Here is a 23,581-nt window from a genome sequence, read left to right on the forward strand (position 1 = left end):
TCTTTCATATAAATATAAAACTTGGACAATATGGAGGAATGCAAATGAACTGGGATGAAGAATATGACGTTATAGTAGTAGGCAGTGGTGCGGGAGGATTGGTAGCAGCTATTACATCTGCGTATGGCGGTCTTCGCACAGCTATTATTGAAAAAGGATCTGTATGGGGTGGTTCATCGGCTTTATCTGGCGGAGGTTTGTGGATTCCAAATAATCATGTTTCGAAAAATGCTGGCTTACAGGACAGTGAAGAAGAAGCTCTTACTTATATGCAAGAAATAATAGAGGACACAGGGCCAGCATCTACGTATGAGCGAAAAGAGGCCTATGTGAAAAATGGTCACAGGATGGTAAAGTTTTTAGAGGATTTAGGGATGAAGTGGGTAGCGGGCTCATTGTATCCAGATTATTATCCTGAAAGACCTGGTGGTAAAATAGGTCGCTCCATTGAGGCGGAAATTGTTGATGCTAGGCTTTTAGCAGAGAACGAAGAGACCTTGCGAACGGGTGAGCTTGAGGCTCCGATGCCCATCTATTCCGGCAAAGTAGCCTCTTTACCAAAAGCCTTTACAAATGCAAAAGATTTTAACACGGTTGTCGGTATGTTCCTGAATGGATTTAAGCATAAGATCAAAGGTGAACATGCTATATCGATTGGAGGCGGATTGGTCAGCCGTTTACTCATAATTGCAAAGAAATATCAAGTCCCACTGATGTTATCTACACCCTTAAAGGATTTAATCATGGAGGAAGATAAAATTGTAGGGGTCGAGGCAGAAAAAGAGGGGAAACCATATTTTATCAAGTGTCGGTCAGTGATTTTGGCGGGTGGAGGATTTGAACGAAATCTGGAGCTGCGCAAAAAATATCATCATGTAGGAACAGACTGGACAGCTGCAAGTCCGGATAACACAGGAGATATGCTGTTAATCGCAGAAAAGCATAACTTAGATACTGCTTTATTGGATGATGCCTGGTGGGGACCTACAGCGATTGACGCAAGCGGTGCCCGAAAATTCCTTGTGCATGAACGTTCAATGCCACATTGTATAATAGTGGATCAAACGGGAGAACGTTATTTTAACGAGTCACAATCTTATACAGATGCTGGCCATGCGATTCTTGAAAGGCAAGAAAAGAATGGGAAAGCGATTCACTCATGGCTTATTATGGAGAGCAGACATCGAAATAAGTATTTGTTTGGTAACATGCTCCCAAGAAGAACTCCTAAAAGTGCAATTGAAAGCGGATTCTTAATTAAAGCGAATTCCATTGAAGAATTGGCGGAGAAATGCAAAATTAACATAGAGGGGTTAAAAAATACGGCTAACAGGTTTAATGATTTTTCAAAAAAAGGGTTGGATGAAGATTTTGGGCGTGGAAACTCAGTTTATGATAATTATTACGGCGATCCTACTTATAAAAATCCTAACCTAGGTGCTATTGAAAAACCGCCATTCTATGCCTGTAAAATTTATCCTGGTGATTTAGGGACAAAAGGCGGAATTGTAGCTAATGAACATGGGCAAGCTCTTCGCAATGGATTACCGATAGAAGGGTTATATGCAACTGGAAATTGTTCAGCATCCGTTATGGGACGTGTATATGCTGGTCCAGGTGCCACATTAGGACCATCAACGGTATTTGGCTATATATCCGCTAACCATATTAAAGAGAAACTACTAGTATCAGCTGAATAAGCCTTAGAGCTCGATATTTCACCAACGCACTCTGTATTAAGTATTAAAATCAACTCCGGTTTGAAAGTCTTCCTCTACTTGATAAAGGAAGACTTTTTGAGTTCGCTAAAATTCTTTCTTATTATTAGTTAAAATGATTTTTTCTATTAAATCAGCCATCATACATGCTTGTTTTTTTCCAAGATTTATATAAAGACGGTGCCTCCCTAACAAGATGAAGCTTATAATAGACTCAGGACATATTGTACTTGAAAGTAGGAATGTAATTCATGAGTTCGAATGAAGATAAACCTTTTCGGGAGATGGGGATAAAAGAAAAGATTACAACTGTGGTGATTATCTGCCTAATTGTACTCATTCCTTTGTCGTTTGTGTTGGGTGTTACTTACTTTAGTTTTGCGGGCTTTTTTAGATTGTTTGGGGGAGAGTATGACTCTCGATTTACACTCTTCCTATTTGTTGTGTTTCTCTTTTTGCTTGGTTTGGTGTTGGATTTGTTTTCAATGGTGCTTGTTAAATTATCAAAACTCTATATATCTGGGACCTACCAATTATTCGCTGTGAAGTTTCTGTTTAACTGTATCTTTAGTTGGCTGACTATTTATACAGTAGACGAATTTATGGGTCGCATTACAGTTCCTTTTATAGTGGAAATAATCGTGGTTATTTTTATGTTCTTCCTTGAAGAGGCTTTAGAGCAGAAGGAAACTTGAAAGACTATTAATATTTAAATACATATAATTGGTAAAAAATTTTATTATTAATCTGCTTAATTTTTAATTGGGAGGAGATTGTGATGGAAGAGGTTAATAGTAACGAGGTTTCAGGATATAAAGAAAAGCGAATTCGTTATTCCATTTTCAGTACAAATAAAGATTCACGTAGCCTGGTCATTATGTTTCCTGGGTTGGGATATACGGTTCATGGACCTCTTTTTCATTTTGCCACAGGGTTATATTTAAACAAAGGGATAGATGTATTGCAATTAGAGTACCCATATGGAGATTCTTTTTATGAGGATTTCACCTACAAACAGCTAGTTGAAGCGGTTATCTATGATTCCGGAGCAATGATTGATCATGCTCTGAAGGATAGAGAGTATGAAAATTTCTACCTGATTGGAAAATCACTTGGTACGATCGCGATGAGCAATGAGCTGAAAAAATCTCAATTCAAGGATGCAAAAGCTGTTTGGCTGACACCTTTACTAAAAAGAGATGATGTATGGAGTGCTATGAAAGACAGTTCTGTCAAAGGATTATGCTTTATTGGCGACCATGATCATCAATATATAGAGGATAGATTCAAACAATTGGATTATCATCTAAGTATGAAAACAAGGCTCTACCCAAAGGTGTACCACGGCATGGATTATGAAGGAGATATACTTAAGTCGATAGATGTATTAAAGGATATCATAGGTGAGATTGATCAATTTTAATTTCCATATAGGATGGAAAGTTTAAAAGCTTCATGCTGGGAGAGAAAGAATTTAAATCGTTTATGTGAATGAAATGCATAGGGACTATACCTTTTTTACATAATAAGAAAAATAAACAACTTAGGAGGATTCTTTATGAGAAAAAGAAGTATAGCAGTACTATTGGCATTCCTATGTATGTTCAGTTCACAGGTTCAGGCGGAAATTGGTCCTAAGGAAAAGGACTATTATGATAATTATCGAAGTATTTTGCAGGTTATGAAGGAAAGTATGTCTGAGGCTCCTAAAACAGGGGATCCATCGCTCGATTTTTTGTATGAAATGATTCCGCATCATGAAGCAGCTGTTTCTATGGCAGAAAATTTATTAAAATATGATGGTGCCAATAATCAGCTGAAAAGACTGGCAGATACGATAATTAAGGAACAGTTAAATGGTATAAGACAAATGGAGGAACTGAAAAATAAGCTAAAAAATAATCCTCAAGTGAATAAGCAGGCAGAAGCTGCTTATCTACAGACCTATAATAACATTTATAGCTCAATGATCACTCAATTGGAGGCTGCGAAACCAACGGGAAATGTTAATAGAGACTTCCTGACTGAAATGATTCCACATCATGAGGCTGCTATTGAAATGGGCAAAAATATATTAAGGTATACTCAAAATCCTGAATTAAGGACAATCGTACAAAAGATGATTGTTACACAACAAAGGCAAGTTGCAGAAATGAATAATTTATTAAAAACTATTCGATAAGCATAAAGAAGGTGACGTGAGAGTAAATCACGTCACCTTCTTGCTTTTTTTAGCATTCATATTAATCGTTATTGCGTGCTTCTCCGCCTTTTTTGCCGATCTCGCGGTAGAACTCTTTATCATGGTTATCGGAAGTAGCTTCTCCGCCCTTTTTACCGATTTCTTGGTAAAACTCTTTATCATGATTATCAGAAGTGGATTCTCCACCTTTTTGTCCGATTTCTTGGTAGAATTCTTTATCATGATTTTCGGAAGTAGCCTCTCCGCCTTTTTGTCCAATTTCTTGGTAGAATTCTTTCTCATGGTTTTTCGAAGTAGCTTCTCCGCCTTTTTTGCCAATTTCTTGGTAGAATTCTTTGTCTTGCTTTTTAGATGTAGCTTTTCCGCCTTTGCGTCCTGCTTCTTCTCTAGACATTTTGTCTGCCATAATAAATCGCTCCTTTGGGTTTATTTTAATTGTTTTGTTGTATACTCTGTATATTTCCAACGTGAGTATAGTAAAAACGCTAAATTGAGTCTTTAATTCAAATGTAACGTGTTTGTAAATAGTTGAAAAAAAGAATCCTTTTTGAGGAAATTGAAATGTATTAGTAAGTCTGTAAGCCTAATAGAGTCAACAATTCGGTTCATAAATTTCTATGTTTATACCAATATGCTTTGAACTATTTTATTAATTTAAAAGTGTATTTAAAAGATTGAGAGTTATAGGATATTCGAATTGTATTGAAGAATAAGTAAATCTATTCCTTTTTAAAACAGAATTCGCATTTATATTTGAGAGATATTGATATAATGGATGAGTTGAGACTAGAAAAGAGAGGAATAAAAGGATGCTGGGGAAATTTTTTTCATATTATAAACCGCATAAGCGGCTATTTTTGATTGACTTTACTAGTGCCATTATAGTTGCGTTGCTGGAGTTGGCTTTTCCGCTGGCAGTCCAATGGTTTGTTGATGAATTGCTGCCGACAGGAAATTGGAGCATGGTCGTGACGGTCAGCATTTTATTATTAGCTGTTTATTTACTGAGTACATTCCTGCAATTTATTGTGAACTATTTGGGGCATAAGCTAGGAATAAATATTGAAACAGACATGCGACAGGAGCTCTTTAATCACGTTCAGCGGCAATCATTTCGATTTTTTGACAACACAAAAACCGGCCACATAATGAGCCGAGTGACAAATGATTTATTTGATATTGGTGAATTTGCCCACCATGGACCTGAGGATCTTTTCATCGCAATTATGACATTCTTCGGTGCCTTTGCCATCATGTTTAATATTAATCCTACTTTAGCGATCGTGGCGGTTATTCTAATTCCATTTTTAATATGGCTGGTGACATTCAGCAATATGAAAATGAACGCAGCATGGAAGAATATGTACGGAAGTATTGCTGATGTAAATGCTCGGGTGGAAGACAGTGTAGCAGGTGTGCGCGTTGTTCAATCGTTTACTAATGAAGCGTTTGAAATGGATCGCTTTGAATTGAATAACAGGTTATTCCGTTCTGCCAAGCTTGTTGCATACAAGGTGATGTCGTGGACACATTCTTCTATTTATATGATAACAAGGATGCTGACATTGTTGGTTCTTGTAGTAGGAGCCTGGCTCAGCTTTAATGGAACATTATCTTATGGAGAGTTGATAAGCTTCGTATTATATACGAATGTATTAATTAAGCCTGTTGATAAAATCAGTGCACTGCTTGAGCTATATCCAAAAGGAATGGCAGGCTTCAAGCGTTTTCGCGAGCTTATTGAACAGGAGCCAGATATACAAAATAAAGAAAATGCCATCTCAGTAAGTGGTTTGAAGGGGGATATTTCCTTCAGTCATGTTGATTTCAGCTATGATGAATCCAAACCAGTCTTACACGATGTCAATCTTGATTTAAAGGCAGGAGAAACAACTGCATTTGTTGGTCCATCCGGTGCCGGAAAAACCACGATATGCTCACTTATCCCACGTTTTTATGACGTGGATGCAGGGTCTATTAAAATAGATGGAATGGACATTCGCGATATGACAACTGAGTCACTCCGTAAACATATTGGAATTGTACAGCAGGATGTTTTTTTATTCACAGGAACCATTCGCGAGAATATTGCTTATGGGAAACTGGATGCCTCATTTGAGGAAATTGTAGAAGCGGCCCGAAAAGCTCATTTGGAAAAGATGATTGAACAGCTGCCGGATGGATACTATACGCAGATTGGCGAGCGGGGGTTGAAGTTATCTGGAGGGCAGAAACAGAGGCTTGCAATTGCACGTATGTTTTTAAAAAATCCGCCAATCCTTATTTTAGATGAGGCTACATCTGCCTTAGATACGGAAACGGAAAGAATCATTCAGCAATCGTTAAATGAATTGGCAGCGAACCGTACTACGTTAGTAATCGCACATCGCCTGGCAACCATTCGTAATGCCGACCGTCTGATTGTTGTAACTGAGGATGGGATAGCTGAAGATGGGTCATATGAAGAATTGCTGAATCAAAATGGGATATTTGCAAACCTGCATAGAATTCAATTTGGGAAAGAGACTGTTTGATAAAACATTAAAAAAACAGGTAGAAGATGAACGGCGTCTCCAATTGTTTAACAATCGGGAGCTTTGTTCAGACAGCTACCTGTTTTTTTGTATTATTAGTTGTTTACAATCTGCCTTGGAGTGCCACCATTGTGCGGTGAGTTTGGTTTAGAGTTCGGTTGGGCAGGCTTCTGTTGGTCAAATGATGATCTGTTCTTTTCGTTGTTTAATTGATTAGCTTTTTGTTTTTCTCTCACTTGTTGTTTGGCTTTTTCATTCTCTTTGGCTTGCTGCTCTTTTAACTCTTTTGCAGCCTTCTCTTTTTCTTGTTCCATTCTTTTTTGATCTTCAGCTTTTTTGGCAGCTTCTTCTGCCTTGGTGAGAGCGTCTGTTACTTCTTTCTGTAATTCAGCTATTTTAACTTTAAAGTTATTTTCCCATTTCATATAAGTTGGGTACTTACTTAGATTCTTTTTCTTTAAATCTATGGATTTTTTCTCAAGTGCAGGCAGCTTGTTTAAGTTCTTTTGGGCGTCCGTAAACTTATTTTCCTTCACTTGTCCTTCTATTAAAACGAGTAAGTTATAGCGTTCCACATCATATTTAGTGTCTTCAGCCGTACGTTTTGCTGGTGTAACATATTTCTGTGTAAACAGAGTACGAGCACCTTTGCCATAAAGCGGGGTCACTTTTTTCTGCATTTGCGTAATAGTTTGGTTTAATTTTTTATGTGAATCAGGTAATTTTGAGCTTACTATACCATCATTTATCATTTTGACTACTGCTTTGTCAGCAGTTTGAAGAGTGGATCCATATTTGACCGCATTCATAAAGGTCAATGAACGTGATGTATATGTTTTCATGGCGGTGATATCTGCCTTAATTGATTTCGTATGCTTGCTTGGCAGTTTATTTACTTTAGATTGCAGGGCTTTAATATCCTTTGTCACTGTATTATAGAGCTTCTGGTGAGCGTCTGTTATTTTTAGGTTAGAGGTACTCTTAATGTCAGTATAATAGTATTTTTCGAGTTTCTTAGCCGTTTTTAATTTAGCAGCGGAGTCTTTTTTCAATGTGGCTGCCGACTTTTTATCCCGTGCGTCTTTTAGCTTTATGCTCTCCTGTGCAACGTATAGGCCTACTCCCTGATTTTCTTTCCAAATCTGAGAAAACTGTGACACGGGTAGGTTTGTTTCACCTGCAGGTTTCCCAATCTCAGGTGTAAAGCTAGGCCTTTTTTTAGTACTGATAAACCAATCCGAAAATCCACCGCCTGAAGGGTTTTTGCCTGGATACACCAATGAGTAGCCTGTCATTTTGCCAATCTTCTTAGCGTATACATGATCTCTATTATAATTGGTTTTACTTTGTTTATAATTCCAATACAGAATACGGCCGCTGCTATGATAGGCAACAGTCATTTCTGGATTAATTTGATTAACAAATTTTACAACAGCCTTTACTTCCTTCGCTGATTCAGGTGCTTTCCCTTTATAGTTCTTGTAGCTTGGAGATTTCGGAGAGTTTTTGATTTTACCCCAATCTGCCTTATATTGTCTATTTAAATCAATCCCTTTGGCATTTGCCTTCCATCGTTTAAAGTTTTTGCTTCCATTATTCATTTTGATAATTGCTTTATGAGTGCTCTTAGGAAATGCCTTTAAACCTTGTTGCTGAAGAGTTACTCCATCAGGATTCACCATTGGAACAAACCAAATAGTGGAGGAATTAAGAAGACTTTTTGCGTTGTATCCGCTGATTTTTTTATTGCCCTTATAGGCCGCTGCATATTTTTCAATCATGTACATATTTAAGCTGGTCGTCAGCCATTCACGAGCATGATGGGAACCATTGATAAAAACATTGGTACTTCCCTTTCCAAGACCTACAGCATATATTTTTCTGCCGTATTCAGATGCACCAATTGTCTTTACTTGTACCAAATCCGGGTAAGCTTTCTTTAAGGTTGTAATGTCTTTCCCCATTTGTGTGTATGTATACGTCTTATTCGGATTGACAATCGTTTTCGAAGCAGCTTTCGTTTCCCCGGGTAGCTGAATCAAAAGTGAGAGTACTAGCATCATGACAATTAACTGACTTATTCTTTTCAAATATCCCCAACCCTTTCTAGTTTTGTAATCATTAACCATCTATAAGTATATTATATTTACTTAGTTAGCAGAACTTTAAGATATAGGATTGTCGAAAATTTGGTTATTTTGGAGGGATACCTAGAGTTTGTTGTCTAGCTACTAAATTTTATAGGTCAATATCACTGTTAGAAAGAATAAGACAATGGATACAGTAAATTCCTATTCATTTTTATATAGAGAGGTATAGAGACATTGTTGGGGGGATTTTTTATCCAGTAGATTTATAAACAAGAAGTTTTGCTTCCGCCATTTGCAGGGTAGATATACTCTCATTTATAGTGAATCTTTGGAGGTGCGGATTTGGCTATTCTGTCTATACCAATTTTAACAGCAGTTTCAGTTTATGAACTCCAAAAAACAGCCTGGACGTTTAATCAGTCCAGGCTGTTTCAACTTATTCTATTAAATTGCTTCTTGCTGTGATTCAGCAGGAGGGGAGAATGCTTTTTCTGATTTGGAGATTACCACTGATGCAAGAGCATTACCCAGTACGTTTACAACCGTTCTACCCATATCAAGGATACGGTCAATACCAGCGATGAACGCTAAACCTTCAACTGGAATACCTACAGTACCTAGGGTAGCTAATAAGACAACGAAGGAGACTCCGGGTACGCCTGCTATACCTTTAGAGGTAATCATTAACACAAGCATTAGAGTTACTTGCTCCATTATGGATAAATCAATATTGTACATTTGTGCAATAAACAGTGCTGCTAAGGCTTGATAAAGAGTAGAACCATCCAGGTTAAAGGAATAACCTGTTGGAATAACAAAGGTAGCAATATGCTTTGGACAGCCCTCTTGTTCCATCTTATCCATGATTCTAGGTAAAACGGCTTCAGAGCTTGCTGTAGAGAAAGCAAGGATTAGTTCGGCTTTTAACACTTTAAACAATCTGAAAATACTGTAGCCGACTGCCTTGGCAATTAATCCTAAAATAATGATCACAAAGAAAATCATCGTTCCATAGACCGTTATAACTAACTTACCTAAGGGGATAAGAGATTCCAATCCAAATTTAGAAATTGTAACACCAATTAATCCAAATACACCAATCGGTGCAAATTTCATAATGAGGTTAGTTATATAAAACATAATCTGGGCCACGCCATCAAAGAAGTTATAAACAGGCTTTGCTTTATCACCTACAGCAGCAACACCAAGTCCAAAAAGGACAGAGAAGAAGATAATAGCAAGCATATCTGTTGTAACAAATGCTTCAAATGGGTTGGCTGGGACAATATGAACGATCATATCAATAATAGATTGATCTTCCTTAGCTTCAGCAGACCCAACATAGCTGGATATATCCGTTTGCTCCAAATTTTCCATGTTTACGCCTTTTCCGGGCTGGAAAATATTTGCGGATACTAGTCCGACAACAATGGCTACCATAGTTACACATACAAAGTAAAGTAACGATTTACCACCAAGTTTCCCGACTGCTTTTATGTCTCCAACGCCAGCTATAGCAACAATAATACTTGAGATAATGATAGGTACGACAATCATTTTAATTAAATTGAGGAAAATATCTCCAAGCGGCTGTAGGTACGTTTGTGCAGTTGTGTTCTCATAAAAAATTGCACCAACAATAATTCCTAATACTAAGCCGATTAAAATTTGAGTAGCTAATGAAAATTTAAGTTTAGATGTTTTCATATAGTTAGCTCCCTTCTTTGGATGTTTTTTAGGATAAAAGCGTTTCGTGTTGAAATTCTTACTTCCTATCTATCATAAAGAGGAATATTAAAAGAGTGCGGATAGAAAGAGAGAGCAAGAAATATGAGTAGTTAGCTATGTAATAAACTAACTAAATCCTTTTAGACAGAATTAACAAAACAATAGAGGTATTACCACGGAGAGGCAAATTTAACAGCTAAGGGTATTAATGGCACAATAAACACATTTTAACACAAATGTTCAGAAAAGAGGAAATTTGAGAAACCGAGCATTTAAGATAGTATATTTAGGACTGGTAAATTAAAAGGTAAGGGTAGACTTCATTACAGAACTGTACAAGAAAATATATACATCAATGTTATTTAATAGTTGTTTTCAGGACTTAGGACACATTTTTAAAAATAATTGTTTATTTTTGGGAATGGATGGTATGGAGATACAAAAGGAGGAAGCGATCTATGTTAAAGAAAAAAGGGATGTTCTTCGTACTGTTCATACTAATTTTATTGGTAGCCTGCAATAAAGACGTAGCCGAGCAAACAACGAATGATACAAAGAATAGTGGCTCGGATAAGGTAGAGAGTAAAGTGATAGATATATACAATAATAAAGAAGAGAATATTGGAACAGCAGAGCTTAGTGAGGTAGCGAAGGGAGTAGTGATAGAACTGAAAGCAGATGGACTGCCGCCAGGACTGCATGGATTCCATTTTCATGAAACAGGAAAGTGTGAGGCACCTAGTTTTGAGACTGCAGGCAGTCATTTTAATCCAACTGATGCGAAGCATGGCATGGAGCACGAGGATGGTCCGCATGCCGGCGATCTTCCTAATTTAGAAGTGGGTGAGGATGGGTCCGTTAATGTGACGGTAAACGCAGAAAATGTGTCACTATCTAAAGGGGCCGATGCTGCTTTAGTAGATTCTGATGGAACCGCCTTGATTATACATGAAAATCCAGATGACGGAAAAACTCAGCCAACAGGCGATGCCGGTGATCGGTTGGCGTGCGGAGTCGTAAAATAAAATGAATCATAGGAAGAGTGTCATAAGGAGAGAAATATCAGGTAGGCTGAATCGTACTGGTTCAGCTTTTCTTTTTAACCAGTAATTTTTTATAAAAAAGAGATTAGACAGGGGTTCTCTCTTGAATTATAGTAAATAATATACATATTAATCCCGTATTGGAGGTATTACATCAATGACAGAACCTCTTTTTTTAAAACCTGTCTTTCAGGAGAGAATTTGGGGTGGAACAGAGCTGAAAACTAAATTTGGCTATGAGATTCCATCTGAACATACAGGTGAATGCTGGGCGATATCCGGTCATAAAAACGGCCCGTCCATTATCGAAAATGGCCCTTATGCAGGCAAGACTTTAATCGAATTGTGGAATGAGGAACGCCATTTATTTGGTGAGATGGAAGGGAATGTGTTCCCTCTGTTAACAAAAATATTAGATGCCAATGCAGATTTATCCGTGCAGGTTCATCCGAATGATGAATATGCAAACATTCATGAAAATGGTGAACTTGGCAAAACAGAATGCTGGTATATCATTGATTGTAAGGATGGCGCTGAAATGATTTACGGGCATACCGCGCAATCCAAGGAAGAGTTTGCTTCCATGATTGAGAAGGGCGAGTGGAATCATTTACTGCGTCGCGTTTCCATAAAGCCAGGAGATTTCTTCTATGTTCCAAGTGGAACGGTCCATGCTTTATGTGAAGGGACGCTTGTACTTGAAACACAGCAGAGCTCAGATACAACCTACCGTGTATATGACTACGACCGCACGGACCAAAACGGACAAAAACGAGAGTTGCATATTGAAAAATCAATTGATGTGAGTATGGTGCCGCATCAGGATGCAGAAGTGCAGGTTTCCAAGACCGTATTGCCAGGGGCAGAATTGACTACGTTTGTGGAAACGGAGTTTTTCTCAGTTTATAAATGGGATATTAGTGGATTATCTTCATTTGACCAGAATCAGCCCTTTATGCTTTTTAGTGTTATTGATGGAGAAGGGGCTCTTAGAATGAATGAGGAGACTTATCCGTTAGAAAAAGGTGCTCACTTTATTCTTCCATCGGGTACAGGTAATTTTGAACTTGAGGGGAATCTTTCCTTGATTGTGTCACATCCATAAAGAGAAGCGTAAGGGGAATATCCTCTTACGCTTTCATTTTTTCTGTGAATCGCTTTGTGATTTGCTGAGGTCTTGTTATTGCACCGCCTACAACAACAGAATGGGCACCAACCTCTAAACAGCGCTTAGCCATTTCAGGAGTTAGAATATTTCCTTCTGCAATGACTGGGATTTTGACGGTTGATACAAGATCCCGCAATAATTTGAAGTCATCATTATAAATGAATTTCCCCTTTGAATAAGGTGTATAACCAACTAGTGTGGTTGATATACAATCAAATCCAATTCGTTCTGCTTCAATTGCTTCGCCCAGAGTGGAGATGTCAGCCATAAGTAATTGATTAGGGAAGTGCAGGCGAAGAGATTGGACAAAAAATTCAAGTTCCACATTAGATGGTCTGGGACGATAAGTTGCATCCATCGCGATCATATCTGCTCCGGCAGATACAATATCGCTTACCTCTCGGAGCGTCGGAGTGATATAGACAGGTGAATCAGGATATTCACGCTTCACAATTCCTATAACAGGTAAGGGGACCTCCTGTTTGATTGCAACGATGTCATCATGTGAGTTGGCGCGTATTCCGCCAGCACCCCCCTGCATGGCAGCAAGCGCCATTTTCCCCATAATCATTGGGCTGTGCAGCGGTTCATCTTCAAGTGCTTGGCATGAAACGACTAAACGTCCTTTGATAGCCTGTAACATATGTAATCAAGACCTCCTGTAATAAATATACGAGTTACTATCCAATTCTATTTTACACAGTTGAGCTAATCATGTTTAGGATAATTAATTAAATATTATCCTGCGTTGTAATCTGTTGAGAGAGGAGTTGATTTTGTATGAAAAATATTTCACTTTATATGAGTGCTACATTAAGAGATATACCAGAAGCTATCTTACCAAGCGGTTTTAATTTTCGACTGTTCAGAGAAGGTGATGAACAATATTGGGCTGAAATCAATACGGCTACAAAGGAGTTTACCAATATGAAATCCGCTCTGAAACGGTTTGAGTCTGAATTTATGCCATATAGGATAGAGGCGAAAAAAAGGGTAATCATTCTTGAGACAGACGAAGGAAAACCGGTGGGAACCGCTGCTGCCTGGTTTGGCGATTTTAACGGTAAACAAACTGGCAGGCTACATTGGGTTGAAATACTGCCTGAATATCAGGGAAGGAAATTAGGTAAACCCCTTGTAATAAAGGCACTCGAAATTCTGAGCTCTTTCCATAATGAAGCCTATCTGAAAACCCAGACAACGAGTCTGACTGCTATCCATATTTATCTTAAACTCGGGTTTAAGCCGGTCATCAGAAACGCTGAGGATCAGGAGGGGTGGAACTTAGTGTTTTCTCATTTTCAATGTAAAAAATAGCGGTCCTGTTGACTGCCTTTTTAGATATGGATAAAAAATATATCAAGAAGATGATAAACATCTTTTTCGAATATTACTTGCAATAAGTGTGCTTGGAACAAATTATCCATACCTACGAGATAAGCTAATGTACATACTATCTAGTGAAACCGCCGTATGGAAAAGATTCCCGTTTCGTGGAAACGGGTGGAATTGAGGGGCATTCTTTTTTGTAAGAATAGTAGTGATAGAATTAATAATAGTGTAAAGGAGGGAACTCGTTGAATCAGGAATTTTTATATATTGTCATCATTATTGCACTCGGTTACCTTCTAAAAAGGACTGGAATTCTAAAGGAATCTGATGGAGAGGTAATTTCGAGAATCATCTTTAACATCACCTTGCCATCCCTAGTCATTGTATCCCTGCAAACCTCCACTATAACGGTATCTTTATTGGGAATCACTCTTATTGTTATTCTTTACGGGATTCTTTCTACAATAGTGGCCTATTTTGTGTTTAGGAATGAGACACGTGAGATTAAAGGAACTTTTATGATGCTTGCCTCAGGATATAATGTCGGACTGTTCGCCTTTCCGCTTGTTGAGGCCTTTTGGGGCACAGAGGGATTACTGTATTTTGGTATGTTTGATGTTGGTAATTCTTTTATTGTATTTGGATTGGCCTATATAGTAGGAAGTTATTTTTCTGAAAATGGAATGAAGCTGGAGGGGCGCGCCATCCTTATGAAATTTGGTAAGTCCATTCCTTTAATGACATACATTGTTATGAGTATCTTGAATTTTGGTCATATCCAGCTTCCATCGGCGCTTTTAGAAGTAGCAACAATCATATCTAAAGCGAATATGCCACTGGCCTTATTGCTGCTCGGAATATATTTGAAATTTTCTTTTGAAAAACAGTATATACGCCCAATTATAAAATACTTATCATTCCGATATGGCTTTGCATTGCTGGTCGGTATTTCATTATATTTTGTTCTTCCAGTTGATGATATGTTTAAATACACGATACTACTCGGTTTAGTCCTGCCAATTGGCCTCGCTGTTATACCGTATGCCCATGAATTTAAATATCGAACGACAATGATGATAGGTACGGTCTCAAATTTATGTATCCTCATCAGCATGATCTTAATGTATTTATTTTCCCTGTTTATTTTATAAGTACAATAGAAAACCCCTTTTTCAGCTATGTGAAAAAGGGGGCCTTTACATCTATATTAATTGATGGGGGTTACCAGTTGGAAGCCATCTTGCTCGATTTTTACCGGATGAGCCTGCTCCTTTGTTTTGTGGATAAGAGAGCGGTCTGCCAGCACGCTTTGAATTCCTCTCAGCATGAGGTTCAGAGAAAACAAGCTAAGTATAAAACCAAGTGATGGGCCAAGGACAATCCATTTATTGTAACGCAGTTCATGATAGGAGAGACCGATCATCCCGGACCATTCATGTGAAAGAGAGGTGGCAACATTATAAGGATCACTCATTGGAGCACTAAGGTCTATTGTTTCATAACCCCCAATCACGCACATAAAAGCGCCTAGCTGAACTAGCAGCACTAATGATTGGGCGATTTGCTGAAGAAAAATGACAATCAACCTTGATCTTAAATGATGCCTAATATGGACCTTTACAATCCACCATTTAGATCCTCCCAACAGACGGGATGCATCGATGAATTCATTTTTTAAGTAATACCGAAGTTCATCTCCTATTACGGAGGTTAAAGGAAGAAAGGTAATCAATGAAAGCATTAAGCATTGCTGAAAAATCACATCTATTCCACTTTCAGATATAAAAAACATCATGGCAATCAATATGGTTGGAATAAAACGGAATGCTCGAGTCAAAGGTTCTATTACCCAGTTGAAACGCTGATGATACAATCCATATAAGATTCCACTTCCCATTCCTAAAAACATCCGCAAAAGTCCAATTAATACAGCAATGAATAATGTATATTTAGCTCCTTCAATTACGTTCCAAAATGTATCCTGACCAAGTCTGTCTACACCGAAGGGATGCGTTAAGCTTGGTGGATAAGCCGGTTGATCAACAAGTTTTCCATCTTCATAAATAAGCTCAGGCGGAGGCTCGAGATGCGGTTTAATCCAAGCGGGATAGAGAAGGCTGGTTACAATAAGGATGAATAAAAATAGAAAACCAATCATAAAAGAAGGATTTTTAAGTAATTTTTTTATCATCCGTGTTCACCGCCCATCACTCGTTTTACAATCGTTTTCCCCCATATATCTAATAAATAGAAGGGGATAAATAAGAAGGTCAATCCTACAGCTATAAACTTGATGTCCAGCCCGTTTATAAAGGAGAATAGTCCATCCATATTTAATAAGCGCTCCAGAATGAGCAGGCTTGAGATGATGAACCACAGTAGATATTGCAGATTTGAAAAAATAGTGATTGTCGTGTTGCGAAGGATATGTTTGAAAAATATCTCTCTTTTGGACAAGCCCTTTGCATAAGCATATTCCACATACATCTTTTGTTGCTCTTCACTGACAGATAAATCAATCATTTGGAATAGCATAAAAATCGGCAAGATAGATAGAGCGATAATAGGTAGAAGGTAGACATGATCTTCTCCTAAAGCAACGGGATCCAGAATGAGCAAGCCTGTTTTTTTGAAAATCCATATTGAAAATAATTGAATCGCGAAGATCATGATGACATCTGGGATAGACTGAATAAAGAAGGCAATTTCACGAAAAAAATTCTGAAGGATTCTTGGTGAAAAGTAATGGAATACTTCAAATAATAGAGCGGCAATAAATGTTGCTAGTAAAGTGCCTCCTAAAATAAGAAGTGAATAAATAAACGGGTCTTTGAGACTGACCCAGAACAGTGAAAATTTCGGTATTCCTTGAGAAAAACTATAGTCTACCATGATTTGAATTTGATCGATAAATAAAAATGCCTCATAAATATCCTTGGCCTGGTTTGAGAAAGCCTTCCACCAGCTAATGGATGGATCTGCATTATTCCATACCCATAAAGAACTAAAAAAAAGAATAATAAGGTTTATAGCCAGAATGGTTAATATAAAATCTAATAAATGGGCAGAAATTTTTTTAAACTGTTTCATATGTATATTCACCTACTCCAACATGCTTTCTATATTGGCAAAATCTGAGACCAACTCCCATGACTTGTGTTGGCTTTTGCCATCTGTTTCTTTATCAAAGGTTGTCAAAATTCCATACATAACAATCCCGTCCACTTTTTTTCCGTCATATGTATAAGACCTGTATCCCAGACTGTCTTCTCTGATATACTCTCCAGATTCTCCATATATCTCTTTTACAGAAGCGGGTTGTTTATCAGGTACAAAGAGGACTTCAAGTTTATACTGCTCTGAAATTTTAGGGCGTTTGAATTCATATTTTATGTAGCCGTCTTCTTTGACTTTTGTTTCACCTTCCCATGCGATTTGGTCACTGCCGTTTTCTTTTAAGGTCACATGGAGAATAGAATTTTCATGAAGTGTACTTGAAAGTGATAAAATAACACTTCTATCACTATATTCCTTTATTGATCCCATAATTAAAACATCCTGTCTCAATTGGCCTCTGCATCCTATTAAACTGCAGAATAGGGAAATTATGAAAACTCCCATAACCCACTTCTTAAGCATCTCAATCTACCCCCCCTTTTTATCCCGGTATGTTGGCACTATAATGTTCATTCTATCCAAAGATTAATCAATATGTAAACAAAATATTCGGAATTTTTAATTAATCGATTGATTAAAAAAATACAGCTTCCATTTGGAAGCTGCATTCCTTTTATCTATTTAAATCGCTTATCCCTGGAGCGTGCTCGTTTGGCATTTCCGGTAGCTGTGGAACAGGGAATCCTTGCGGTGGAGGAGTGACTGACAAGGTTCCACCGTTTCTGCTCGGTGTTTGTCCCTGGAAAACTTCGGCGATTCTAGTTGGATCTAATCGGAAGTTAAACTGAGCATTATGGAAGCCCATATCCACGAACTTTTTGCATTCAGGATATTTATTTATATCATAATTTGGAACAGGGAAAATTTTGCCCCAATCCACACCTAAGGTTTCAAGTGCTTTAGCAAAAGCATTTTGATGAGCATTATCCCGGACAATTAAAAACCCGAGAGTCTCACGAAACGTTTGATTATTACTCATTTCATATATTCTTGTTTTCTGAAGTACACCTGTTGATTCGAGCATCAAATTATTCAGCAGATTAGCAATTAAATTACCATGGTCATAAACCCATGAGCCATTCCATGGATTGCCGCCTGCATCTACTGGAAGAGATGACTGAGCTCCCATAATATAATGGTGTGGATTGGCATGTTTGATTGCTTCATCTAGAGGAGCTCCATCTGAGCCACCATCACCAGGTTGTGAAGAAAGGCCAGAATCATTTAATAGTTGATTAATGGTGTTCTGAACAAGCTCGACATGACTGATTTCTTCTAAAAAGATCCCTCGAAGCAAATCCTTATACTGAGTGTCTTTGCCCCTGAAATTGTTACTCTGAAAGAAAAATTGCATCATTGTGCGCATTTCACCAAATTGACCGCCTAAGGTCTCCTGTAAGACTTTAGCAGCAGCAGGATCTGGCTTATCTGGTTTAATTATATTGATTAGCTCTTCTTTGTAATAATACATGCAGGCTTCTCTTCTTTCTTAATGAATTTATTAGTCAGTTGTCGTTACAACATGAAGAGGAGGCGGAACTAACCAGCCTTTTTCTTTGTTTATTTTTAATAATGCGGCCCCGAATTGTGCCTTTTTCATATGGAATTGTCCAAACATTAAGCCGATGTCTTCACGAATACATTGAGCCATTGCCTGAGCACAGGCAACGAGTCCAGCAGCAATATCAGCCAATACAAGTCCAGAAACCTCTTGATCTGTAAACCGTGCACCAGGAGGAATAGCCTCGATTTGGCTTTCCGGTTTTTCAGGTGGTGCAGGCGGCAGAGCAATACCATTATGTTTTAGTAATTCCTGCAGTTGTTTTACATCTGATCTAGCATTGGCGATCATGTCATCTAATAAATCTTTTAAATCATCATCACCAGTATGGTTTTTAAGGGTTTGAAAGCCAGGAATCATGGCCTGTGCACCCATTAATTGTGACCATACAGCAAATACCTCACCATAATGCATTGGTTCTTTTTGCGGATTTCCACTTAAAATGCCCATTAATCAGTCGACTCCTTATATTTAAATTTGAAGAACTCATCTGTTAATATGAACCAATTAACTACCAATTATACGTAAAAGAGGCAACCGATTGAACGGCTGCCTCTACATTGAATATTTTAATGATGGTGTCCATGTCCGCCTTTATGAGGGTTTGTTATTTCAAAACCTGGTTCAGGTAGATGGAAGTACTTAATCCACACTCCATCCAGGAATTCTTCTCGCTTATCAAGCAAGACATCAATATCCTTATCAGTCTTAACAATTTCGTCATGCTCAGTTGGTGTACTCAATTCAATATCATAGTGAGCATGGTCGCCATGCATATGGGAAATCACTACACGAATCATTTTCCCGTCGGCTTCCTCTGTACTCAATAATTTTTTTAATTCTTTGGCGGCATTCCGATTTATTTTACAATTCATTCTATCTCCTCCAATCTACTAGATCTCTTATAAGTGTAACTTAAAAATTTCCATTATTAAAATAATGAAGTATAATATAACCATAAAACTAGTTTTATGGTTATGTGAAGAGGAGGGGAATGTAAATGTCTTGGGTAATGAAAACAGATCATCGAATGCGCTGTATATGCGAAGAAGGTAAACAACAGCTACCAGCCGTTCATAATGAACAATCATTACTGGAGCTAGCAGAAATGTTTAAGGCACTTGGTGATTCTACTCGCCTGGAGATTCTGTCATTATTATTAATTGAAGATTTATGTAAATGTGAAATTGTTACAGCTCTTTCGCTTCCTAATTCCACGGTCAGCCATCATATTAAAATTATGGAAAAAGGCGGAGTTATTAAAGGAAGAAGAGAGGGGAAATATACAATTTATCGATTATGCGAAGAAAGGCTGGAGTCAATTATCAGCTTTTTACGTAAGCAGTAAAAAAGATAGGGGGAAACAAGATGAAGGGTGCTTATAACTTAACAGAAAATGCAATCTCCTCATCTCTTCTGAAGCTTTCCGTTCCTATAATAGCAACAAATTTTATTCAAACCACATATGGAATGGTCGATATGATTTGGGTTGGCAAGCTTGGCAGCGGTCCAGTTGCTGCCATAGGTACGGCAAGTTTCTTCGTTAATTTGGCGCTGGCACTTGCAACAATGGTCTCGATTGGGAGCGGAGTCAAAATCGCTCATTGTATGGGGGCGAACCAAAAAGAGGAAGCGGCAGAATACATAAAAAACGGGTTTATCATGTCACTGATCCTGGCTATTTTATATACGCTTGTTGTATTTATCTATAAAGATTCATTTATTGGCTTCTTTGAGCTGGGCGATTCTCAGGTGGAGAGAATGGCTGTGCAATTTTTAGTCATCTCTATGATTGGTGTTATATTTTCTATTATAAATTTACTGTACAGTATGATTTTAAATAGTATGGGAAACAGTAAAACGCCATTTCGCGTCTACACTATTGGTTTTCTCGTTAACATGATCTTGGATCCTTTTTTAATTTTTGGGATCGGATTTATACCTGGAATGGGGGTTGTTGGAGCTGCGCTTGCAACATTAACAGCAAACATTATTGTTACGCTCCTTTTCTGGTTTAATTCTAAACGATTCATATCATTAGGGAGCCATACAAATTGGAATGGACGTAAGATGATAGAAGTAATTAAAATGGGGATTCCAATTACAGTCCAAAGAGTAGTATTCATCGGCATATCCATCATTATTGCAAAGATTATTGTGCAATGGGGAGCAGAGGCGATTGCTGTTCAAAAAGTTGGTATCCAAATTGAGTCGATTTCCTACATGACTATTGGGGGGCTGCAGGGTGCGATTGCCGCCTTTATTGGACAAAACTATGGTGCAAACAAAATGGACCGAATCCATGCAGGGTATAAAATAGCATTGGCTATGACCATAGGGTTCGGTTTACTTACGTCACTACTATTTATCCTGTTTCCAGAGCAGCTTTTTTCTATTTTTATCAGTGAGCCTGATAGTATAAAACTCGGAGCAGACTATATGAGAATCCTTGGATACTCGCAGGTATTTATGTGTATGGAGCTTTTAACAGTCGGAGCATTTAATGGGTTGGGGAAAACCTATATTCCGCCTATTTTTAGTATCACCTTTACAGTGCTCAGAATCCCGATGGCCATCCTTCTTTCCGTTCCATTTGGATTAAATGGGGTATGGATGAGTATCGCAATCAGCAGTCTTTTGAAGGGTGTTGTATTGGTAATTTGGTTTATGTTTACATTGCGAAAAATAAAAAATAAGACAGCAAGAATACACGCATAAGAACGGTTGGTAAGGAGAGTACATATATGACAAATATAGACCATAGACTTCTAAAGCTCATGAAAGAAAAACACCTATCGGAAACATTGTTTAGGGGAAATTTTGGCCTTGAAAAAGAAAATAATAGGGTTCATAAAAATGGGACATTAGCTTTAACACCACACCCGTCTTCATTCGGTGACAGAGCAAAGCACCCGTACATTACAACCGACTTTTCTGAGTCTCAGATAGAGATGGTGACTCCGGTGTTCCCGACGATTGATGAGGCGTTTGAATTTCTGGAAAATATACATGATATTGTGAGTTTAGAATTATCTAAGCAAGGAGAATACTTATGGCCAGGCAGTAATCCTCCTATTCTTCCCGATGAATGCTTGATTCCAATCGCCAAGCTGGAAAACGATCAGGAGACCGAGTACCGATATAAACTTGCACAGAAATACGGAAGAAAAAAGCAATTAATAAGCGGTATCCATTACAATTTCTCGTTCTCTGACGAACTATTGCACGTATTGTATGATGAACAATCCAGCCATAAAACATATAAAGAGTTTAAAAATGATATTTATTTAAAAATCAGCCGTAATTTTAACCGCTATCGAGATTTATTGGTTGATGTGACTGGGGCCAGTCCAGTGTTTCATAATACTTATAACCAAGACTGCGTCTTAAGGGCAGAGCAATTAAATCAAGGAAGTTATTATCTCCCTCAAGTTCATTCATTTAGAAACAGCGTATGTGGTTATAAAAATCGAAAGGACTACCAGGTTTCCTATCAATCAGTTGAAGAATATGTTGAGGATATTCACAATTTGATTCAGAAACATGAATTGTTGAGCGCAAAAGAATATTATCATACGCTCCGCTTGAAGGCAGGTGCTGGTGAAGATCCCCTGCAAGGTCTTTTAGATAAAGGGATTCAATATATTGAGATTCGGTTGTTAGATTTGAACCCTCTGTTTAAAATCGGTACAAGTAAAGAGAATCTCTATTTCATTCACTTATTTATTTTGTATATGCTTCTGCTTGAAGAAGAGGAAAAGACCGATTTGAATTATTTATCCATCATAGCTGGAATGAAGGAAATGGCACGAGAATTATCTCTAGCTGATAAATACATCCATATACTGGTCGAAGTTGAAAATATGCTAATTGATCCGGAACTCTCTTATGCAGCAAGAATAAAGGAAGGTATAAAGCAGTCATCCTACGAATTGTTTCATATGAAACATTCTTTTGATTATTTACACGAAAGTGAAAAACATTCATTCACTTTATTGGGATATGAGGATATGGAGCTTTCAACGCAAATTTTAATTAAAGATGCTATTAAAAGAGGAATAGGAATCGAGATTGTTGATCGAGATGAAAACTTTATTGCTTTATCTGATGGGAAGAAAACAGAGTATGTGAAGCAGGCGACCAAAACATCGCTCGATTCATACAGTACTGTTTTGGTTATGGAGAATAAGCTTGTTACGAAGAAGATTCTTCGAAATGCTGGGATGAGAGTTCCGAATGGAGGGGCCTATCAATCTCTAGAGGAAGCAGTTATGGATTATGAGAAATATAAGGCCAAGCAAATTGTAATCAAGCCGAAATCAACAAATTTTGGTTTGGGAATTACGATTTTCAAAGATTCATTTTCAAAAGAGGACTATGAAAAAGCATTAGGGATGGCTTTTCTTCATGATCGTACTGTGTTGGTTGAGGAATTCCTCAGTGGAAAGGAATATCGGTTTCTTGTAATGGGAGATGAAGTGACAGGGATCCTTCATCGTGTCCCAGCCAATGTGAAAGGTGATGGACAATCCAGTATTGCTGAATTGGTTACAGCGAAAAATAAAGATCCTTTACGGGGAAAGGGCTATAAAACACCCTTGGAGAAGATTCAGTTAGGGGAAAGTGAAGCACTTTTCCTAAAGGGACAGGGAAAGGATTTCGATTATATCCCGGCGGAAGGAGAGCTTGTTTATTTAAGAGAGAATTCTAATATCAGCACTGGCGGGGATAGTCTAGATCTTACTGATGCTATATCAGGGAGCTATAAGGAATTGGCCATTCAAGCTGCAAAAGCTGCTGGTGCTACAATCTGTGGAGTCGATATGATGATTGATGATCCGACTGCCAATGTCAGTGAACAAAATTATGGAATTATCGAACTTAATTTTAATCCTGCGATCCATATTCATTGTTATCCTTACAAAGGAGAAAATAGAAGAGCAGGGGAGCGAATTCTTCAATTACTTTTTGGGAAGTAAAAAGCGGCCGCAACAGGTTTAGTAATATCTGTTGCGGCCTTTTGCTAA

At 37.9% G+C, this 23,581-nt stretch carries 22 protein-coding genes; 12 read left to right on the plus strand and 10 right to left on the minus strand.

From position 1 onward, the window contains the following. Positions 1-44: 44 nt before the first annotated feature. The 4 genes from AC4BHP_RS17865 to AC4BHP_RS17880 all read left to right on the plus strand — a co-directional run bounded on the left by AC4BHP_RS17865 (position 45) and on the right by AC4BHP_RS17880 (position 3,900). Positions 45-1,700 (plus strand): FAD-dependent oxidoreductase, encoded by a 1,656-nt coding sequence (locus AC4BHP_RS17865; protein WP_175354242.1) that lies wholly within the window; start codon positions 45-47, stop codon positions 1,698-1,700. Positions 1,701-1,969: 269 nt separating this feature from the next. Beyond that, positions 1,970-2,413 carry a YrvL family regulatory protein gene (locus AC4BHP_RS17870; protein WP_139892855.1) on the plus strand — a complete coding sequence of 148 codons (444 nt, stop codon included), beginning with the start codon at positions 1,970-1,972 and terminating at the stop codon, positions 2,411-2,413. A gap of 83 nt (positions 2,414-2,496) precedes the next feature. After that, positions 2,497-3,141: an alpha/beta fold hydrolase gene (locus AC4BHP_RS17875; protein WP_490553603.1), complete on the plus strand. Its 645-nt coding sequence runs from the start codon at positions 2,497-2,499 to the stop codon at positions 3,139-3,141. A 135-nt stretch (positions 3,142-3,276) separates the two neighbouring features. Beyond that, entirely contained in the window at positions 3,277-3,900 is a 624-nt protein-coding gene (locus AC4BHP_RS17880; protein ID WP_066102612.1) for a DUF305 domain-containing protein, read from the plus strand. A 61-nt stretch (positions 3,901-3,961) separates the two neighbouring features. Here AC4BHP_RS17880 and gsiB read toward each other — a convergent pair whose 3' ends face one another. Beyond that, positions 3,962-4,327, minus strand: a complete 366-nt coding sequence (gsiB, locus tag AC4BHP_RS17885) for a glucose starvation-inducible protein GsiB (protein ID WP_490553605.1) — start codon at positions 4,325-4,327, stop codon at positions 3,962-3,964. A gap of 403 nt (positions 4,328-4,730) precedes the next feature. Here gsiB and AC4BHP_RS17890 point away from each other — a divergent pair, with 403 nt between their 5' ends. After that, positions 4,731-6,455: an ABC transporter ATP-binding protein gene (locus tag AC4BHP_RS17890; protein ID WP_490553607.1), complete on the plus strand. Its 1,725-nt coding sequence runs from the start codon at positions 4,731-4,733 to the stop codon at positions 6,453-6,455. A 95-nt stretch (positions 6,456-6,550) separates the two neighbouring features. Here AC4BHP_RS17890 and AC4BHP_RS17895 read toward each other — a convergent pair whose 3' ends face one another. Both AC4BHP_RS17895 and AC4BHP_RS17900 read right to left on the minus strand, forming a co-directional pair. Beyond that, positions 6,551-8,545: a M14 family zinc carboxypeptidase gene (locus tag AC4BHP_RS17895; protein ID WP_262366037.1), complete on the minus strand. Its 1,995-nt coding sequence runs from the start codon at positions 8,543-8,545 to the stop codon at positions 6,551-6,553. Positions 8,546-8,989: 444 nt separating this feature from the next. Then, positions 8,990-10,252: a cation:dicarboxylate symporter family transporter gene (locus AC4BHP_RS17900; protein ID WP_066102597.1), complete on the minus strand. Its 1,263-nt coding sequence runs from the start codon at positions 10,250-10,252 to the stop codon at positions 8,990-8,992. A gap of 479 nt (positions 10,253-10,731) precedes the next feature. Between AC4BHP_RS17900 and AC4BHP_RS17905 the strand changes: the two genes are divergently transcribed. Both AC4BHP_RS17905 and manA read left to right on the plus strand, forming a co-directional pair. Next, entirely contained in the window at positions 10,732-11,298 is a 567-nt protein-coding gene (locus AC4BHP_RS17905) for a superoxide dismutase family protein (RefSeq protein ID WP_066102594.1), read from the plus strand. A 175-nt stretch (positions 11,299-11,473) separates the two neighbouring features. After that, on the plus strand, positions 11,474-12,421 hold the full coding sequence (gene manA / locus AC4BHP_RS17910) for a mannose-6-phosphate isomerase, class I (RefSeq protein ID WP_066102591.1): 948 nt from the start codon (positions 11,474-11,476) through the stop codon (positions 12,419-12,421). 25 nt (positions 12,422-12,446) lie between these two features. Here manA and AC4BHP_RS17915 read toward each other — a convergent pair whose 3' ends face one another. Next, entirely contained in the window at positions 12,447-13,127 is a 681-nt protein-coding gene (locus AC4BHP_RS17915; RefSeq protein WP_066102587.1) for an N-acetylmannosamine-6-phosphate 2-epimerase, read from the minus strand. Between the two features lie 137 nt (positions 13,128-13,264). Here AC4BHP_RS17915 and AC4BHP_RS17920 point away from each other — a divergent pair, with 137 nt between their 5' ends. Both AC4BHP_RS17920 and AC4BHP_RS17925 read left to right on the plus strand, forming a co-directional pair. Beyond that, positions 13,265-13,801 carry a GNAT family N-acetyltransferase gene (locus AC4BHP_RS17920; protein ID WP_066102583.1) on the plus strand — a complete coding sequence of 179 codons (537 nt, stop codon included), beginning with the start codon at positions 13,265-13,267 and terminating at the stop codon, positions 13,799-13,801. Between the two features lie 260 nt (positions 13,802-14,061). Further along, positions 14,062-14,967 (plus strand): AEC family transporter, encoded by a 906-nt coding sequence (locus AC4BHP_RS17925; RefSeq protein WP_490553610.1) that lies wholly within the window; start codon positions 14,062-14,064, stop codon positions 14,965-14,967. 56 nt (positions 14,968-15,023) lie between these two features. On the opposite strand, the gene AC4BHP_RS17930 is transcribed toward AC4BHP_RS17925, so the two are convergent. The 6 genes from AC4BHP_RS17930 to AC4BHP_RS17955 form a co-directional block, all read right to left on the minus strand. Continuing rightward, positions 15,024-16,007, minus strand: a complete 984-nt coding sequence (locus AC4BHP_RS17930) for an ABC transporter permease (RefSeq protein ID WP_066102578.1) — start codon at positions 16,005-16,007, stop codon at positions 15,024-15,026. Then, positions 16,004-16,906 carry an ABC transporter permease subunit gene (locus tag AC4BHP_RS17935; protein WP_139892861.1) on the minus strand — a complete coding sequence of 301 codons (903 nt, stop codon included), beginning with the start codon at positions 16,904-16,906 and terminating at the stop codon, positions 16,004-16,006. Before AC4BHP_RS17935 ends, AC4BHP_RS17930 begins: the two co-directional genes overlap by 4 nt. A 12-nt stretch (positions 16,907-16,918) precedes the next feature. After that, positions 16,919-17,455 (minus strand): hypothetical protein, encoded by a 537-nt coding sequence (locus AC4BHP_RS17940; RefSeq protein ID WP_140462293.1) that lies wholly within the window; start codon positions 17,453-17,455, stop codon positions 16,919-16,921. Positions 17,456-17,606: 151 nt separating this feature from the next. After that, positions 17,607-18,464, minus strand: coding sequence for a manganese catalase family protein (locus AC4BHP_RS17945; protein ID WP_066102570.1), 858 nt, complete (start codon positions 18,462-18,464; stop codon positions 17,607-17,609). Between the two features lie 30 nt (positions 18,465-18,494). Further along, a complete protein-coding gene (locus AC4BHP_RS17950; protein WP_490553613.1) occupies positions 18,495-19,004 on the minus strand; it encodes a DUF3231 family protein in 510 nt (169 codons plus the stop codon). Positions 19,005-19,123: 119 nt separating this feature from the next. Further along, positions 19,124-19,429: an iron-sulfur cluster assembly accessory protein gene (locus tag AC4BHP_RS17955; protein WP_066102565.1), complete on the minus strand. Its 306-nt coding sequence runs from the start codon at positions 19,427-19,429 to the stop codon at positions 19,124-19,126. Positions 19,430-19,554: 125 nt separating this feature from the next. Here AC4BHP_RS17955 and AC4BHP_RS17960 point away from each other — a divergent pair, with 125 nt between their 5' ends. The 3 genes from AC4BHP_RS17960 to gshAB are packed head-to-tail and all read left to right on the plus strand — an operon-like array spanning position 19,555 to position 23,533. Beyond that, complete coding sequence (locus AC4BHP_RS17960) at positions 19,555-19,902, plus strand: ArsR/SmtB family transcription factor (RefSeq protein ID WP_066102562.1); 348 nt, start codon at positions 19,555-19,557, stop codon at positions 19,900-19,902. Positions 19,903-19,922: 20 nt separating this feature from the next. Beyond that, positions 19,923-21,272 (plus strand): MATE family efflux transporter, encoded by a 1,350-nt coding sequence (locus AC4BHP_RS17965; RefSeq protein ID WP_490553615.1) that lies wholly within the window; start codon positions 19,923-19,925, stop codon positions 21,270-21,272. 26 nt (positions 21,273-21,298) lie between these two features. Next, positions 21,299-23,533, plus strand: a complete 2,235-nt coding sequence (gene gshAB / locus AC4BHP_RS17970) for a bifunctional glutamate--cysteine ligase GshA/glutathione synthetase GshB (RefSeq protein WP_066102556.1) — start codon at positions 21,299-21,301, stop codon at positions 23,531-23,533. The last annotated feature ends 48 nt before the right edge of the window (positions 23,534-23,581 follow it).

This window comes from Pradoshia sp. Z4_20 (assembly GCF_058216035.1).

Excerpts from the sequence above, each read along its gene's own strand:
- AC4BHP_RS17920 (WP_066102583.1), top strand. The coding sequence starts at position 13,265 with ATGAAAAATATTTCACTTTATATGAGTGCTACATTAAGAGATATACCA.
- AC4BHP_RS17950 (WP_490553613.1), bottom strand. The coding sequence starts at position 19,004 with ATGGGCATTTTAAGTGGAAATCCGCAAAAAGAACCAATGCATTATGGT.
- AC4BHP_RS17905 (WP_066102594.1), top strand. The coding sequence starts at position 10,732 with ATGTTAAAGAAAAAAGGGATGTTCTTCGTACTGTTCATACTAATTTTA.
- AC4BHP_RS17890 (WP_490553607.1), top strand. The coding sequence starts at position 4,731 with ATGCTGGGGAAATTTTTTTCATATTATAAACCGCATAAGCGGCTATTT.
- manA (WP_066102591.1), top strand. The coding sequence starts at position 11,474 with ATGACAGAACCTCTTTTTTTAAAACCTGTCTTTCAGGAGAGAATTTGG.
- AC4BHP_RS17915 (WP_066102587.1), bottom strand. The coding sequence starts at position 13,127 with ATGTTACAGGCTATCAAAGGACGTTTAGTCGTTTCATGCCAAGCACTT.
- AC4BHP_RS17940 (WP_140462293.1), bottom strand. The coding sequence starts at position 17,455 with ATGCTTAAGAAGTGGGTTATGGGAGTTTTCATAATTTCCCTATTCTGC.
- AC4BHP_RS17880 (WP_066102612.1), top strand. The coding sequence starts at position 3,277 with ATGAGAAAAAGAAGTATAGCAGTACTATTGGCATTCCTATGTATGTTC.
- AC4BHP_RS17870 (WP_139892855.1), top strand. The coding sequence starts at position 1,970 with ATGAGTTCGAATGAAGATAAACCTTTTCGGGAGATGGGGATAAAAGAA.
- gsiB (WP_490553605.1), bottom strand. The coding sequence starts at position 4,327 with ATGGCAGACAAAATGTCTAGAGAAGAAGCAGGACGCAAAGGCGGAAAA.
- AC4BHP_RS17865 (WP_175354242.1), top strand. The coding sequence starts at position 45 with ATGAACTGGGATGAAGAATATGACGTTATAGTAGTAGGCAGTGGTGCG.
- AC4BHP_RS17930 (WP_066102578.1), bottom strand. The coding sequence starts at position 16,007 with ATGATAAAAAAATTACTTAAAAATCCTTCTTTTATGATTGGTTTTCTA.
- gshAB (WP_066102556.1), top strand. The coding sequence starts at position 21,299 with ATGACAAATATAGACCATAGACTTCTAAAGCTCATGAAAGAAAAACAC.
- AC4BHP_RS17935 (WP_139892861.1), bottom strand. The coding sequence starts at position 16,906 with ATGAAACAGTTTAAAAAAATTTCTGCCCATTTATTAGATTTTATATTA.
- AC4BHP_RS17960 (WP_066102562.1), top strand. The coding sequence starts at position 19,555 with ATGTCTTGGGTAATGAAAACAGATCATCGAATGCGCTGTATATGCGAA.
- AC4BHP_RS17945 (WP_066102570.1), bottom strand. The coding sequence starts at position 18,464 with ATGTATTATTACAAAGAAGAGCTAATCAATATAATTAAACCAGATAAG.
- AC4BHP_RS17875 (WP_490553603.1), top strand. The coding sequence starts at position 2,497 with ATGGAAGAGGTTAATAGTAACGAGGTTTCAGGATATAAAGAAAAGCGA.
- AC4BHP_RS17900 (WP_066102597.1), bottom strand. The coding sequence starts at position 10,252 with ATGAAAACATCTAAACTTAAATTTTCATTAGCTACTCAAATTTTAATC.
- AC4BHP_RS17955 (WP_066102565.1), bottom strand. The coding sequence starts at position 19,429 with ATGAATTGTAAAATAAATCGGAATGCCGCCAAAGAATTAAAAAAATTA.
- AC4BHP_RS17965 (WP_490553615.1), top strand. The coding sequence starts at position 19,923 with ATGAAGGGTGCTTATAACTTAACAGAAAATGCAATCTCCTCATCTCTT.